At 71.8% G+C, this 14388-nt stretch carries 14 protein-coding genes; 12 read left to right on the top strand and 2 right to left on the bottom strand.

The window, feature by feature from the left end; genetic code table 11:
- Nucleotides 1–88: 88 nt before the first annotated feature.
- The 8 genes from LGR69_RS04925 to map all read left to right on the top strand — a co-directional run bounded on the left by LGR69_RS04925 (nt 89) and on the right by map (nt 6569).
- Nucleotides 89–847: an SDR family oxidoreductase gene (locus tag LGR69_RS04925; RefSeq protein ID WP_230365344.1), complete on the top strand. Its 759-nt coding sequence runs from the start codon at nt 89–91 to the stop codon at nt 845–847.
- Between the two features lie 127 nt (nt 848–974).
- Entirely contained in the window at nt 975–1811 is an 837-nt protein-coding gene (locus tag LGR69_RS04920) for an alpha/beta fold hydrolase (RefSeq protein ID WP_122160209.1), read from the top strand.
- A gap of 54 nt (nt 1812–1865) precedes the next feature.
- A complete protein-coding gene (locus LGR69_RS04915) occupies nt 1866–2261 on the top strand; it encodes a limonene-1,2-epoxide hydrolase family protein (protein ID WP_050736319.1) in 396 nt (131 codons plus the stop codon).
- 149 nt (nt 2262–2410) lie between these two features.
- On the top strand, nt 2411–2620 hold the full coding sequence (locus LGR69_RS04910; protein ID WP_007558473.1) for a TOBE domain-containing protein: 210 nt from the start codon (nt 2411–2413) through the stop codon (nt 2618–2620).
- Nucleotides 2621–2731: 111 nt separating this feature from the next.
- On the top strand, nt 2732–3793 hold the full coding sequence (gene tsaD / locus LGR69_RS04905) for a tRNA (adenosine(37)-N6)-threonylcarbamoyltransferase complex transferase subunit TsaD (protein ID WP_122160210.1): 1062 nt from the start codon (nt 2732–2734) through the stop codon (nt 3791–3793).
- Entirely contained in the window at nt 3790–4617 is an 828-nt protein-coding gene (locus LGR69_RS04900; protein ID WP_230365343.1) for a GNAT family N-acetyltransferase, read from the top strand. The genes tsaD and LGR69_RS04900 overlap by 4 nt, the downstream gene beginning before the upstream one ends.
- Nucleotides 4614–5606, top strand: coding sequence for an NAD(P)H-dependent glycerol-3-phosphate dehydrogenase (locus LGR69_RS04895; RefSeq protein ID WP_007558478.1), 993 nt, complete (start codon nt 4614–4616; stop codon nt 5604–5606). Before LGR69_RS04900 ends, LGR69_RS04895 begins: the two co-directional genes overlap by 4 nt.
- Before the next feature lie 210 nt (nt 5607–5816).
- Complete coding sequence (map, locus tag LGR69_RS04890; protein ID WP_007559409.1) at nt 5817–6569, top strand: type I methionyl aminopeptidase; 753 nt, start codon at nt 5817–5819, stop codon at nt 6567–6569.
- 224 nt (nt 6570–6793) lie between these two features.
- Here the strand turns inward: map and LGR69_RS04885 are convergent, their stop codons facing one another.
- A complete protein-coding gene (locus LGR69_RS04885) occupies nt 6794–7651 on the bottom strand; it encodes a LysR family transcriptional regulator (RefSeq protein ID WP_230365342.1) in 858 nt (285 codons plus the stop codon).
- Between the two features lie 102 nt (nt 7652–7753).
- Here LGR69_RS04885 and LGR69_RS04880 point away from each other — a divergent pair, with 102 nt between their 5' ends.
- Complete coding sequence (locus tag LGR69_RS04880) at nt 7754–9304, top strand: MFS transporter (RefSeq protein WP_230365341.1); 1551 nt, start codon at nt 7754–7756, stop codon at nt 9302–9304.
- 90 nt (nt 9305–9394) lie between these two features.
- On the top strand, nt 9395–9811 hold the full coding sequence (locus LGR69_RS04875) for an EVE domain-containing protein (protein ID WP_007563378.1): 417 nt from the start codon (nt 9395–9397) through the stop codon (nt 9809–9811).
- A gap of 58 nt (nt 9812–9869) precedes the next feature.
- On the opposite strand, the gene LGR69_RS04870 is transcribed toward LGR69_RS04875, so the two are convergent.
- Entirely contained in the window at nt 9870–11405 is a 1536-nt protein-coding gene (locus LGR69_RS04870; protein ID WP_230365340.1) for a sensor histidine kinase, read from the bottom strand.
- Between the two features lie 274 nt (nt 11406–11679).
- Here LGR69_RS04870 and LGR69_RS04865 point away from each other — a divergent pair, with 274 nt between their 5' ends.
- Entirely contained in the window at nt 11680–12135 is a 456-nt protein-coding gene (locus LGR69_RS04865) for a (2Fe-2S)-binding protein (RefSeq protein WP_007563374.1), read from the top strand.
- A gap of 43 nt (nt 12136–12178) precedes the next feature.
- Nucleotides 12179–14380: a xanthine dehydrogenase family protein molybdopterin-binding subunit gene (locus LGR69_RS04860; RefSeq protein ID WP_230365339.1), complete on the top strand. Its 2202-nt coding sequence runs from the start codon at nt 12179–12181 to the stop codon at nt 14378–14380.
- Nucleotides 14381–14388 lie beyond the last annotated feature (8 nt).

Below are 14388 nucleotides of genomic sequence, written 5' to 3'. Positions count from 1 at the left end.
GGTTGAAGGTGTACCAAGTGTATTCCGGCTACACCACGGGGGAATGCATCGGCCATACCCGCGTCACCGGAGCAGCAGGAGTGACGCCGTGGGCCAGGATTCTCGACCCCTCGCGGGCAAGGTGGCCCTGGTCACCGGCGGATCGCGCGGCATCGGCGCCGCCATCGTGCGCCGCCTGGCCCGGGACGGCGCCGACGTGGCCTTCAGCTACGCCGCCTCGCGGGGGCGGGCCGACGGGATCGCCGGGGAACTCGCGGCGCTCGGGCGCCGGGCGCTCGCCATCCAGGCCGACCAGGCCGACATCGCCGCGGTCGCCGGCTTGGTCCGGCAGGTTCACGCCGCGTTCGGGCGGCTCGACATCCTGGTCAACTCGGCCGGCGTCTTCGTCACCGGCCTGGTCGACGACCCGAACGCCGACCGCGCCGCCTTCGACCGGCAGCTCGCCATCAACGTGACGGGCGTCGCCACCGCGGTCCGGGCCGCCGCGCCCCTGATGACGGCGGGCGGCCGGATCGTCTCGATCGGCACCACGGGCGCCGACCACGTCCCGTTCGCGGGGGCGGCCGATTACATCGCCACCAAGGCCGCCGTGGCGGCCTATACGCGGGGCTGGGCGCGGGATCTCGGTCCCCGCAACATCACGGTCAACCTCGTGCAGCCGGGGGCGATCAACACCGAGATGAACCCGGAGGACGGGCCCTTCGCCGAGACGCTGAAGGGGCTCGCCGCGCTCGGCCGCTACGGCCAGCCGGAGGACATCGCGGCCGCGGTGGCGTTCCTGGCCGGTCCCGATGCCGGTTACGTGACCGGCGCCACGCTGAACGTCGATGGCGGCCAATCCGCCTGATCCCGGCATCCCGGCATCGATTGTGGATCCCCCGCCCTCGGTGCCCGCAGCATCATCGTCCTGAAACGATCGGCGCTCTACTGGTCATCAGCCCGCGTCGATCCGGAAAGCGGCAAGGAGTACCCGCATGCCCTTCGTATCCACCCCCGATGGCGTCGAGATCTTCTTCAAGGACTGGGGCCCGCGGGACGCGCAGCCGATCGTCTTCCACCACGGCTGGCCGCTCTCCGCCGACGATTGGGACGCGCAGATGCTGTTCTTCGCGGCGCAGGGCTTCCGCGTGGTCGCGCATGACCGGCGGGGTCACGGCCGGTCGGCCCAGGTCTCCGAGGGCCACACGATGGACGATTACGCCGCCGACGCGGCCGCCGTCGTCCGGCATCTCGACCTGCGCGCGGCCATCCATATCGGCCATTCCACCGGCGGCGGCGAAGCGGCGCGCTACGTCGCCCGGTACGGCCAGCCGGAGGGCCGGGTCGCCAAGCTCGTGCTGGTCAGCGCCGTGACGCCGCTCATGCTCCAGACCGCCGACAATCCGGGCGGCCTGCCGGTCGCGGTGTTCGACGGGTTCCGCCAGGGGCTCGCGGCCAACCGGGCGCAGTTCTTCCTCGATGTGCCGACCGGCCCGTTCTACGGCTTCAACCGCGCCGGCGCGACGATCCACCAGGGCGTGATCCTGAACTGGTGGCGCCAGGCCATGATGGGCAGCGCCAAGGCGCATTACGACGGCATCAAGGCCTTCTCGGAGACCGACCAGACCACGGACCTCCGGGCGATCACCGTGCCGACGCTGGTCCTGCACGGCGAGGACGACCAGATCGTGCCGATCGACGCCGCCGCCCGCGCGGCGATCAAGCTGCTGCCGAACGGGACCCTGAAGACCTATCCGGGCTTCAGCCACGGCATGCTGACCGTCGCGGCCGAGACGCTGAACCCCGACATCCTCGCCTTCATCCGGGACTAGGCCGCCCGCCCCCGCCCCCGCCCCCGATCCCGGACCCAGGACACGAGACCGCCGATGCCCACGGACATGCCCGAAGCCGCCCTGGTGCGGCGCTTCTTCGACCGGATCAACGCCGACCGGTTCGACGAGGCGATCGACCTCCTGGCCGAGGATGTCCTCTACCACAACATCCCGCTGCCGGAGATCCGGGGGCGGGAGAACGCCCGGCGCTTCCATAAGGATTTCGGGATCGGCAGCCGCATCCGGGTCGAGTGGCGGCTCCTGCGCCTGGCCCAGGACGGCGATACCGTGCTGACCGAGCGATTCGATCTGTTCACCGACGCGCAGGGCGGCCGGATCGCGCTGCCGACCATGGGCAGCCTGCGCGTCGTCGGCGGCGCGATCACGGAATGGCGGGACTATTTCGACCTGGCGAGCTTCGAGACACAGGCCGCCGCCCTGCAGGGCTGATGCCGCTCGGCGCGGGCTTGCCCCGGGCTGGCCTCGGCCCGGCGCCGCCGCCCCGGGGTGGTCGCGCCGACCCGCGCCATGTTGTAGGAGACGCCCCGGACGCCGCCCGGTGCGGCCAGGGGGCTTTCCAGGGAGCTTTGCGGCACAGCATGAAGATCAGCGCGCGCAACGTCATCAAGGGCACGGTGGTGTCGGTCGACAAGGGCTCGACCACCGCCCACGTCAAGATCGAGATCAGCCCCGGCCAGGTGATCACCGCCTCGATCACCAACGAGGCGGTCGATTCGCTCAAGCTCGTGGCCGGCGGCCCGGCCTACGCGGTGGTGAAGGCCTCCGACGTGATGATCGCGGTCGACTGAGCGGCCGTTCGGCGCCCGGGCGGTCATTGCGCCCGCCCGGCGCCCGGATTACGCCCGCCCGGCAGGCTTCCGGGCGGGGGCCTGCAGGTCCGTTGATCGAGGGAGTGGCCCGTGAAGACCGTGCTCGGCATCGAGACCACCTGCGACGAGACCGCCGCCGCCGTGGTGTCCGTCGATGAGGACGGCGCCGGGCAGATCCGCGCCAACGAGGTCCTGAGCCAGATCGCCGAGCATGCCGCCTATGGCGGCGTCGTGCCCGAGATCGCCGCCCGCGCCCATGTCGAGGTGCTCGACCGGCTGATCGCCCGCGCCCTCGACCGGGCCGGGATCGGCTTCTCCGGCCTCGACGGGATCGCGGTGGCGGCTGGGCCCGGGCTGATCGGCGGCGTGCTGGTCGGCCTCGTCACCGCCAAGACCCTGGCGCTGGTGACCCGCAAGCCGCTGCTCGCCGTGAACCACCTCGAGGCCCACGCGCTGACCGCGCGGCTCACCGACAACCTGCCCTTTCCGTACCTCCTGCTGCTGGCTTCGGGCGGCCACACCCAGCTCGTCGCCGTGCGCGGGGTCGGCGATTACGTGCGCCTCGGCTCGACGGTGGACGACGCCATCGGCGAGGCCTTCGACAAGGCGGCCAAGCTGCTGGGCCTCGGCTATCCCGGCGGCCCCGAGGTCGAGCGCATGGCCGAATCCGGTGATCCCGAGCGCTTCGCCCTGCCCCGGCCGATGCTGGGCCGGCGCGAGGCCGATTTCTCCCTGTCGGGCCTCAAGACCGCCCTGCGGATCGAGGCCGAGCGGATCGCGCCGCTGGCCGAGCGCGACGTCGCCGACCTGTGCGCGAGCTTCCAGGCCGCCGTGGTCGACGTGGTGGTGGACCGCGCCCGGGTGGCCCTGCGCGCCTTCTCGGGGGTCGCCGGCCGGCCCACCGCCCTGGTGGCGGCGGGCGGCGTCTCGGCCAACGGCGCGATCCGGCGGGCGCTCGCGGCGCTGGCCGGCGAGGCCGGCCTCGGCTTCGTCGCCCCGCCCCTGCCGCTCTGCGGCGACAACGGCGCCATGATCGCCTGGGCCGGGCTGGAGCGGCTGCGCCTCGGGCTCGTGGACGACCTGACCGCCCCGGCCCGCCCCCGCTGGCCGCTCGCCGCCGACCCGGCCCGGGACGCGGTCCCGGCCGGATGAGCGCGGCCGCGGATCGGCGCGCGCATTGGCGGGATCTCGTCGCGCGCCGCCTGCCCGAGGCCGCCCGGCCCGGCTGGCCGGTCCATCTCGACCATTGCTTCGCCCGCATCCTCCTCGACAATGCCTGCGGCGGCCCCTGGCGCGACAGCGTGGCCGCGCCCGCCCATGCCAACATGCCGGCCGACGGCCGCGCCGACCTCGCCCTGCTCAACCGCCGCTCCCTGGCTTGGCGCGGCAAGATTTGGCGCGGCAAGATCGCCACCGCCCCGGTGCCGGACCATTTCGACGACGGCGACCTGCTCCTGCGCCGCTGGCGCCCGGCGGACACGGCCCCCTTCGCGGCGCTCAACGCCGACCCGGTGGTGATGGAATTCTTCGCGCGGCTGCGGACGGAGCCGCAGAGCGCCGCCGAGGCGGGCAGCTATGACCGGCGCTTCGTCGCGGACGGATTCGGCCCCTGGGCTCTGGAATGGGACGGGCGGTTCGTCGGCTTCGTCGGCGCCTTCCGGATCATGCGGTCCATGCCGTTCCCGGGGGGCGAGCGGATCGGCGCGACGATCGAGCTGGGCTGGCGCCTCGCCCGGGATGCCTGGGGCCACGGGCTGGCCACCCGGGCCGCGCGGCTGACGCTGGCCGACCTCGCCGGGCGCTGCGGCATCCGGACGGTCGTGGCCTATGCCGCGTCCGGCAATCGCCGCTCGCAGGCGGTGATGGAGCGCCTCGGCATGGTGCGGGCGGAAACGTTCGCGCATCCGGGGGTGCCCGAGGGGCCGCTGCGCAGCCACGTGCTCTATCGGCTCGACCAAGCGGGGGTTTCGGCATGAGCGCACCGATCAACGTCGTCGGCGGCGGCGCCTGGGGGACGGCGCTGGCCAACGCCGCCGCGGCCGCCGGGCACCCGGTCTCCCTCTGGCTGCGCGACCCGGAGGCCGCCGCCCGGCTCGAGGCCGAGCGGGAGAACCCGCGCTACCTGCCGGGGGTGCCGCTTCATGCCCGGATCGCCGCGACGGCGCTCCCCGAACAGCTCGCCGGCGCCCGGGCGACCCTGCTGGTCGTGCCGGCCCAGACCGTGCGCGGCGTGCTGGAGGCCTTGCGCGATCCCCTGGCCTCGGCCGGGCCGGTGATCCTCTGCGCCAAGGGGATCGAGCGCGGCACCGACAGCTTCCTGAGCGCGGTGGCCGCGCAGGTCCTGCCCCCGGGAACGCCGGTGGCGGTCCTGTCCGGCCCGAGCTTCGCGGCCGACGTCGCCCGCGGCCTGCCCACCGCCGTGACCCTGGCGGCGGCCGATCCCGGGCTCGCCGCCGCCTTGAGCACGCTGCTCTCGGGCCCGAGCTTCCGGCTCTACCACACCGATGACGTGCGCGGCGTCGAGATCGGCGGCGCCGGCAAGAACGTGCTGGCCATCGCCTGCGGGATCGTGGCCGGCCGGGGGCTGGGCGAGAGCGCCCGGGCGGCGCTGATCGCCCGCGCCTTCGCCGAGCTGATGCGCTTCGCCCGCGCCTTCGGGGGCCGGCCCGAGACCCTGATGGGCCTGTCGGGCCTCGGCGATCTCGTGCTCACCGCCTCCTCGCCGCAATCGCGCAACTTCGCCTTCGGCCAGCGCCTCGGCGCCGGGGCGACCCCGGAGGCGGCCGCCGGCGGCAAGCTCGCCGAAGGCGCCTTCACGGCCGCAGCCCTCGCCGGCTTGGCGGCAGCCCGGGGCATCGAGATGCCGGTGGCCCAGGCCGTGGCCGCGATCGTGGCCGGCCAGGCCGGCGTCGAGGACGTGATCGCCGGCCTGCTGGCCCGGCCGCTCCGCGGCGAGACGGATTAGGGTCTGAGTTTACGCAGCTTGACCATGAGGTTGCTGCTTTCGACCCACAACAGCCATGTGGACGGACGCCAGCGGTTCCCCGAAGCGGTCATCTAGGATGAGCGCTTTCTGTAGGCTCTGCGCGGCGGTCGCGCAGCAGCATCGTGTCAGATCGCAGACTTTCGAGGTTCGTTCCGCTACAGCCTCTTCTGGGCTGTACAGAGATACCGCATGACCGTATCGAGTGACGATGACCTCGTGGGGCTCAAGAAGATCGGACGCATTGTCGCCGAAACGCTTGAGGTGATGGGCCGAGCCATCGAGCCTGGCATCACCGAACGAGAGCTGGATCAAATCGGCAGGGATTACCTGAGTGCGGCCGGTGCCCGTCCGGCTCCCGAACTGGTCTACGGCTTCCCGGGCGCGACCTGCATCAGCGTCAACGAGAAGATCGCGCATGGAATACCCGGCGATCGTCGTGTCCGGGCAAGCGACCTCGTCAACATCGACGTCTCTGCTGAGAAGGACGGCTACTTCGCGGATACGGGCGCGTCGTTCGCTGTGCCGCCGGTGGCGCGTGCGGTTGAACGGCTCTGCCGGGACGGGCGACGCGCGATGTGGACTGGGTTGCGTCAGGTCAGCACCGGCAAGCCGTTCGCTGGCATCGGTCGAGCGGTCGGCACCTTCGCTCGGCAGAACGGCTACACGCTCGTGCGCAACCTTGCCAGCCACGGGGTCGGTTTGTCGCTGCATGAGGAGCCAACTGAGATCGCAACTTGGCCCGACGCCTCCGAGCGCCGGGTCATGACGGACGGGCTCGTCTTCACCGTCGAGCCATTCTTGTCTCTCGGCGCGAACTTCGCCGAGGATGGTGACGATGGATGGACTCTCTATAGCCAGCCTAGAGCACCAACCGTGCAATACGAGCACACGGTTATCGCGACCCGCAATGGTCCATTGGTTTTGACGGTACCGTCGCCATAGGATCGGGGGCAGCTCAAGCCTGCCGATCCGGCATACACGTACAGGTATGGCTTGACGGACTGCGAGTTCCTGAGCAGCGTCTGCTTATGAGTTTGCGCTACTCATAAGCAGACAGTCGCAAATCCACCCTCCGCAGACTTCATTACGGCCAAGCTGATTGGGTTAAGGCTCTGGGTTCTCAGGGTCCGGTGGATCGCGCACCTCAAGCGGGAAGGCTCCGGCCGCTATCCCTTCCGGTGCTCCCGGAACGCCGCCGTGATCGCCCGGAGCGCGTCCTTGCTGCGCGGGTCGGTCAGGGACGAGTGCAGCACGAGGGCGAGGGAGGGGATCGGCGGCAGGCCCAGCGCGTCGCCGACATCGATCGCGTCGGCCGGGGCGAGCCGGCGCGGGAAGGCCGAGACCGCCAGCCCAGCTGACAGGGCGGCGCTGATCGCCGCGGTGCCCCCGAGGAACACCTCCGTCCAGGGGATGCCGGCCCGGTCCAGGAGCTGGGTGGCGACGTCCCGGATGGAGCAGCAGGGCGAGGTCGCGGCCAGGCGCAACGCATCGCCGGGCCGGTGCTCGAAATGCGGCGCCGCGAACCAGCCGAAATGCTCCGGCCCCAGGATCTCGCCGTCGCGCCGGTCGTCGTCGCTGCGGATGATCGCCGCGTCGATCGTGCCGGCCTCGAAGCCGTCGAGCAGGGGGCGGGCATTGTCGAGCAGCACCTCGATCGCCAGCGCCGGGTCGAGGGATTTCAGCCGGGCGAGCAGGCTTGGCACCTCCGGGCCCATGACGTGGGCGGCGATCCCGAGCCGGAACCGGCGGCGCGGCTCCGCGAGGCCCGCCAAAGCCCGCTCATGCGCGGCCAAAAACTCCCGCGCCGCGCCGATGAAGATCTCGCCCTGTGCCGAGAGCCGGACCTGACGGGGCGTGCGCTCGATCAGCCGGTGGCCGAGCCGGTCCTCCAGCCGCCGCAGCTTCACGCTGACCGCGCCCTGCGTCACCCCGAGCGCCTCGGCGGCCCGGGTGAAGCTCCTGTGGTCCGCCACCGTCACGAAGGTCCGGACCGCGTCGACGTCGAGGGTGAGCACCGGAACCATCCAGTTTCGTCATCACTGAAATAGATTGGCATTCGATTGTGTTGTGATCAACCGCGCGCCAGGCTCCGCCGCGTCCTCGTATCTCCGGCGACGGTGCGGATCATGACGAGCAAGCTCAGTGACCTTCAAGACGTTCGCGATTCCCTGTGCGGGGCCGGGCCGGATCCCGTTCGGGTCGATCGCAAGACCGAAAACAGCCTGGCGCTGGCGGCCCTATGCCTGTCCGCCCTGATGCTGGGGCTGGAGATCTCCAGCATCCCGTCGATCCTGCCGACCCTGGAGCGGGTCCTGGGGGCGGATTTCCGGCAGCTCCAGTGGATCATGAACGCCTACACGGTGGCCATGACCACCTGCCTGATGGCCATGGGGACCCTGGCCGACCGGTTCGGGCGCCGGCGCGTCTTCCTGATCGGCGTGGCGGCGTTCGGGGCGGCCTCCCTGGCCTGCGGCCTGGCGCCGAGCGCCCCGGTGCTGATCGCGGCCCGGTTCCTCCAGGGGGCGAGCGCCGCCGCGATGCTGGCCTGCCAGACCGCGGTCCTGTCGCACCAGTTCCGGGACGGGCCCGAGCGCGGGACGGCCTTCGGCTGGTGGGGGATCGTGTTCGGCTTCGGCCTCGGCTTCGGCCCGCTGATCGGCGGCGTCACCGTTGCGGCCGTGAGCTGGGAATGGGTGTTCCTGATCCACGTCCTGCTGGCGCTGGTGACAATCGGCCTGGCGCGGGCCGGCATCGTCGAATCCTCCGATCCCCAGGCCAGGCGCGTCGACGGTGCCGGCATCGCGACGCTGTCGCTCGCGGTGTTCAGCCTGGTCTACCTGATCACCCGCGGGCAGCCGCTCCGCTGGGACGATCCGGCGAGCCTGCTGGCGCTCGCCGGCGCCGTGAGCCTCGTGGCGTTCGTCGTCGTCGAGACCCGGGCGGCCCGGCCGATGTTCGACTTCGCGGCTTTCCGGAACCGCCGCTTCGCGGGCGCCCTGCTCGGATCGAGCGCGATGAATTTCAGCTTCTGGCCGTTCGTCATCTACCTGCCGATCTACTTCCAGGCGGTGCTGGGCTACGACAGCCTGGGCGCCGGCCTCGCGCTCCTGGCCTATACGCTGCCGACCCTGGTGGTGCCGCCCCTGGCAGAGCGGCTTCTCCTGCGCGACGGCCCGGGCCTGGTTATCCCGCTCGGCCTGTTCACCATCGGCGCCGGCTTCCTGCTGATGCGGCTGGCCGTCATTGGCACGCAGGCGGGCTGGCCGACGCTGCTGCCCGGCTGCCTCCTGGCCGGCATCGGGCTCGGCCTCACCAACACGCCGGTCACCAACACCGCCACGGGCGCCCTGCCCCCGGAGCGCGCCGGGATGGCCTCGGGCATGGATATGAGCGCGCGGATGATTTCGCTCGCCGTCAACATCGCCCTGATGGGCTTCCTCCTGCTCCAGGGCGTCCGATCCGGCCTCGAACCGCTTCTGCAGGGGACGGCGCTCGACGCCCTCGCGGAGGCGGTCGCCGCCGGCAACCTCGCGGTGGCCGGGGTCGCAGATCTCACCGAATCGGGCGCCCGGCAGGCGCTGGTCCGGGGCTTCGACCGGGTGATGCTCTATGGCGGGCTCTGCGCCTGGGCCTTCGCGGGGGCGAGCCGGCTCGTGCTCGGCCGCAACGGGCGGTGAACCGCCGCCGGAGGGGCCTGTGCGCCCCGGGGAGAGCTGCGCTATGGGGGCCGTGCCGCCGCGACGGGGCGGCCCTCGAGAGACGGCGTGATGGCGTACTGGCTGTTCAAATCCGAGCCCGCGACCTGGTCGTGGGACCAGCAGGTCGAGGCCGGCGCGGCCGGGACGCACTGGAACGGCGTGCGCAACCACCTGGCCAAGAAGCACCTGATGGCCATGCAGGTCGGCGACCGGGGCTTCTTCTACCACTCGAACGAGGGCAAGGCGGTGGTCGGCATCGTCGAGGTGATCCGGCCCTATTACCCCGACCACACCGACGAGACCGGCCGCTTCGGCATGGTCGACGTGAAGGCCGTCGAGGCCCTGCCCCGGCCGGTGACGCTGGACGCGATCAAGGCCGATCCGGCGCTCGCCGACATGGTGCTGGTGAACAATTCGCGCCTGTCGGTGCAGCCTGTGACCGAGGCCGAGTGGAACCGCATCCGCGCCCTGGCCGAGGCCCCGTAAGGTCCCGGTTTCAAAAGGTCCGAGACCTTTTGCGGGTCCAGGGCGGAGCCCTGGTGTCTCAGGCGGCGCGGTTGAAGGCGTTGCGGGCCGGCATGAAGGCGTCGGCGCCGACATCGACCGGGGGCAGCGTGTCCATCACCCGGGAGGCCGGCAGGGTGACGATCACCTCGGTGCCCTCCCGCGGCCGCGAGGACAGCTGGAACTGGCCGCCGTGGAGCTCCACCAGCCCCTTCACGATCGGCAGGCCGAGGCCCGAGCCCTGCTCGGCGGTCTTGATCGCCAGGGAGCCGCGGCCGAACGAGGACATCACGGTGCCGAGCTCGTCCTCGGGGATGCCGGGGCCGCTGTCCTTCACCGAGACGTATTGCCCGCCCGAGGCGGTCCAGCCGACCTTCAGCCAGATCTCGCCGCCGGGCGGCGTGAACTTCACGGCGTTCGACAGGAGGTTGAGCACGATCTGGCGCAGGGCCCGCTCGTCCGCCCAGAGCCGCGGCAGGGAGCCGTCGACGAGGTCGTGGAAGGTCTGGTTCTTCGCCTTGGCGCGCAGGCCCATCATGTGGCGGCACTCCTCCACGATGTGGGCGAGCTGCACCGCCTCCTCGTTGAGCTCGTAGCGGCCGGCCTCGATCCGCGACAGGTCGAGGATCTCGTTGATCAGGTTGAGGAGGTGCATCCCGCTGTCGTGGATGTCGTTCGAGTACTCGCGGTAGGACGGCGCCGTGTGGATGCCGAACACCTCGTTCTTCATCACCTCCGAGAAGCCGAGGATGGCGTTGAGCGGCGTGCGCAGCTCGTGGCTCATGGTGGCGAGGAAGCGGGATTTGGCGAGGTTCGCCTCCTCGGCCCGGCGGCGCGCCTCGTCGGAATTGGCCTTGGCCTGCTCCAGCTCGCCGAACACCGCGTCCTTCTCGGCCCGCGAGCGCAGGGCGCCCACCGTCGAGGCGTAGAGGCGGCGCGACAGGCCCAGGAAGAAGATCTGCGCGCCTCCGGCCATCGCCAGCAGCAGCAGCGCGTCCATGCCCGTGGAGAAGGCGGCCAGCGACGCGGTGGCGAGGCCCAGCGGCACCAGGGCGGTCACCGCCGCCGCCGGCACGGTGGCGGCCAGCATGGTGGTGACGGCCGCCGCGATCACCAAGCCGAACAGCGCGAAGGTCCAGCCGCCGGTGGCGCCCAGCCCGATCATCGCCGACCACGACAGGCTCTGCAGCACCTCGCCGATCAGGAACCGGCGGCGCCAGCGGGCGAGCGGGATCGTCGCCGCGTCGGCCCGCAGGAAGGCCCGGCTCAGCGTGGTGTTGAGCGTGATCATCACGAACACGCCGAGCGCCCAGAGGGCGGCGACGACGGGCGCGATCCAGAAGGTCGCCGCCGTGGCCAGCGCCGCGGCGAACAGGACGAGGGGGATGCCGGCGCCGGCCCGGTACTGAGCGTAATGCCGCAGCAGCTCGTGGTCGAAGGCCCGCTCCAGGCCGGTCTGCGAGGTCAGCTTCTCGCGGGCCGAGCGGATCTCGCGGGCGACACCGAGGCGTCGCGCCGCTTCCTCCGTCGAGGGGCCGCGACCGCGCTGCACCATCTCGACGGTGAGATCGGACATGGGTCTCTTGAAACTCGGCTCGAACGCGGCGGCGAGGCAGCTGGGCGGGGTGGTGATCGCGCCAGGATGGGGCGGATGTCTTAAGAAGCGGCTGCCGAGATCGGTCGGATCTTAGGGATCGGGCTCATCCCGGCGCGAGGCGCTCCGGGTGTCCGTGCGCTGCCACACATCGTTGCCGGGCCGGGGCGGATTACGGTAAACCACACGCGTGGCGGGCCGAGTGCCGCGATCCGGTGCGCGCCGGATTCCGCGTGTCGACCGAGGGCCGCCGACCATGCCGAAGCTCACCGTCAACGGCGTCACCCACGAGGTCGACGCCGACCCGGACATGCCGCTGCTCTGGGTCCTGCGCGACCGCCTCGACGCCACCGGCACCAAGTATGGCTGCGGCATCGCGCAATGCGGCGCCTGCACGGTCCATCTCGACGGGCAGCCGGTGCGGTCCTGCCAGACGAAGCTCGGCGATGTCGGCACCGCCCAGGTGACCACCATCGAGGGCGTCTCGGGCCGCGTGGCCGAGGCCGTCCAGGCCGCCTGGCGCAAGCTCGACGTCGTGCAGTGCGGCTACTGCCAGTCCGGGCAGATCATGTCGGCGATCGGGCTCCTGTCCGGCAACGCCAAGCCCAGCGACGGCGACATCGACGGCGCCATGGACGGCAACATCTGCCGCTGCGGCACCTACCAGCGCATCCGCGCCGCGATCCACGAGGCCGCGCGCGACCTCGCGTGAAGTCCCTGCCCCTCCCCGCGGTCCTGACCGGAGCATCGCCGCCATGCTGAACGCCCGTCGACCGAACCGAGTCCCGCCCCCCGTCCGGACCAGCCGCCGGGGCTTCCTGGCCGGCGCCGGCGCCATCGTGGTCGCCTTCCGGCTGGACGCGAAACCCGCCCGGGCCGCTGCCGGCCCGGACCTCGCGGGCGTCAAGGCCCAGCCCAACGCCTTCGTGCGGATCGCCCCGGACGACACCGTCACGGTGGTGATTAAGCACCTGGATATGGGCCAGGGCAACACGACCGGGCTGGCCACGATCCTGGCCGACGAGCTCGGCGCCGACTGGAAGACGGTCCGCACCGAGTTCGCCCCCGCGGACGCGACGCTCTACAACAACAGCCTGATGGGCCCGATCCAGGGCACCGGCGGCTCCACCGCGGTGGCCAATTCCTGGTTCCAGCTGCGCAAGGCCGGGGCCGCCGCCCGGGAGATGCTGATGGCCGAGGCGGCCTTCCGCTGGAAGGTCCCGGTCTCGCAGATCACCGTCGCGGACGGCGTGGTGCGCCACGCCGCCTCGGGCCGGCAGGCCCGGTTCGGTGAGCTCGCGGCCTCGGCCGCCTCCCTGCCGGTGCCGTCCGAGCCGCGGCTTAAGGACCCGAGCGAGTGGAAACTCATCGGCCAGAAGGTGCCGCGCCTCGATTCCGTGGCCAAGACCAACGGCTCGGCGATCTATTCCCTGGACATCCGCCGCCCGAACCAGGTCACCGCCGTCGTCGCCCGCGCGCCGCGCTTCGGCGCCACCGTGAAGGGTTTCGACGCCGCCGCGGCCCGGAAGGTCGCCGGCGTGCTCGACGTGGTTCAGGTCCCCACCGGCGTGGCCGTGATCGCCCGGGACACCTGGGCGGCCATGAAGGGCCGCGAGGCGCTGACCGTCACCTGGGACGACAGCACCGCCGAGACCCGCTCGTCCGAGGCGATCCTGGCCGAGTACCGGGAGCGGGCCAAGAGCCCCGGCCTCACCGCCTCGGAGCGCGGCGACCCGCAGGCCGCGCTTAAGGGCGCCGCCAAGGTGATCGAGGCCGAGTTCACCTTCCCGTACCTCGCCCACGCGGCGATGGAGCCCCTGAACGCCACGATCGAGCGGGCGGCCGACGGCGGCTACGACGTCTATGCCGGCTTCCAGTTCCAGACCGTGGAGCAGGCGACCATGGCGGCGATCCTCGGGGTGACCCCCGACCGGGTCCGGCTCCACAGCAACTGGGCCGGCGGCTCCTTCGGCCGCCGGGCGACCCCCACCGCCGACTACCTCGCGGAGGCCGCCACCGTGCTCAAGGCCACCGGCGAGAAGGCGCCCGTGCACCTGGTCTGGACCCGCGAGGACGACATGGCCGGCGGCTATTACCGCCCGACCGTGCTGCACAAGGTCCGGGCCGGCATCGACGCCAAGGGCGCGGTGGTCGGCTGGGACCACGTCATGGTCGGCAAGTCGATCATGATCGGCTCGCCCTTCGAGGCGATGATCGTCAAGAACGGCATCGACTCGACCACCGTCGAGGGCGCCTCCGACACGCCCTACGCGCTGCCGGCCTACCGCTTCGGCGTCCATAACGGCCGCGAGGGCGTGCCGGTCCTGTGGTGGCGCTCGGTCGGCCACACCCACACGGCGCATGTGATGGAGGTGATGATCGACGAGCTGGCCCATGCCGCCGCCGTCGATCCCGTGGCCTACCGGCTGTCGCTGCTCGCGCAGGCGCCGCGCCTCTCCGGCGTGCTGAAGCTCGCCGCCGACAAGGCCGGCTGGACGGGTAAGCCGCAAGAGAAGGGCCGCGGCCTCGGGGTCGCGGTCCATGAATCCTTCGGCTCCTACGTCGCCATGGTGGCCGACGTCTCTGCGCAGGAGGCCGGGATCCGGGTGAACCGGATCGTGGCGGCGGTGGATGTCGGCGTCCCGGTCAACCCGGACGTGATCCGCGCCCAGGTCGAGGGCGCGGTCGGCTTCGCCCTGTCGGCGGTGCTGCGCAACCGCATCACCCTCAAGGACGGGCAGGTGCAGGAGCACAATTTCGACGCCTACGAGCCGACCCGGATGAGCGAGATGCCGCAGGTCGAGGTGCATATCGTGCCGAGCCAGGCCGCCCCCACCGGCATCGGCGAGCCGGGCGTGCCCGTGCTGGCGCCGGCCATCGCCAACGCGGTGTTCTCCGCCACCGGCCGGCGCCTGCGCGCCCTGCCCCTCGACCTCTCCGGCGTGAAGGGCGCGTGACGAATCGC

The organism is Methylobacterium brachiatum (assembly GCF_020523825.1).
In the GTDB taxonomy this organism is placed as follows: domain Bacteria; phylum Pseudomonadota; class Alphaproteobacteria; order Rhizobiales; family Beijerinckiaceae; genus Methylobacterium; species Methylobacterium brachiatum.
Note: the sequence above shows the minus strand (reverse complement) of the source record. Positions and strands in the feature narration are given on the sequence as shown.

Bases quoted from the DNA above. Each gene is read 5' to 3' on its own strand.
- LGR69_RS04920 (WP_122160209.1), top strand. From the start codon at position 975: ATGCCCTTCGTATCCACCCCCGATGGCGTCGAGATCTTCTTCAAGGAC.
- LGR69_RS04915 (WP_050736319.1), top strand. From the start codon at position 1,866: ATGCCCACGGACATGCCCGAAGCCGCCCTGGTGCGGCGCTTCTTCGAC.
- LGR69_RS04910 (WP_007558473.1), top strand. From the start codon at position 2,411: ATGAAGATCAGCGCGCGCAACGTCATCAAGGGCACGGTGGTGTCGGTC.
- LGR69_RS04900 (WP_230365343.1), top strand. From the start codon at position 3,790: ATGAGCGCGGCCGCGGATCGGCGCGCGCATTGGCGGGATCTCGTCGCG.
- LGR69_RS04895 (WP_007558478.1), top strand. From the start codon at position 4,614: ATGAGCGCACCGATCAACGTCGTCGGCGGCGGCGCCTGGGGGACGGCG.
- map (WP_007559409.1), top strand. From the start codon at position 5,817: ATGACCGTATCGAGTGACGATGACCTCGTGGGGCTCAAGAAGATCGGA.
- LGR69_RS04885 (WP_230365342.1), bottom strand. From the start codon at position 7,651: ATGGTTCCGGTGCTCACCCTCGACGTCGACGCGGTCCGGACCTTCGTG.
- LGR69_RS04880 (WP_230365341.1), top strand. From the start codon at position 7,754: ATGACGAGCAAGCTCAGTGACCTTCAAGACGTTCGCGATTCCCTGTGC.
- LGR69_RS04875 (WP_007563378.1), top strand. From the start codon at position 9,395: ATGGCGTACTGGCTGTTCAAATCCGAGCCCGCGACCTGGTCGTGGGAC.
- LGR69_RS04870 (WP_230365340.1), bottom strand. From the start codon at position 11,405: ATGTCCGATCTCACCGTCGAGATGGTGCAGCGCGGTCGCGGCCCCTCG.
- LGR69_RS04865 (WP_007563374.1), top strand. From the start codon at position 11,680: ATGCCGAAGCTCACCGTCAACGGCGTCACCCACGAGGTCGACGCCGAC.
- LGR69_RS04860 (WP_230365339.1), top strand. From the start codon at position 12,179: ATGCTGAACGCCCGTCGACCGAACCGAGTCCCGCCCCCCGTCCGGACC.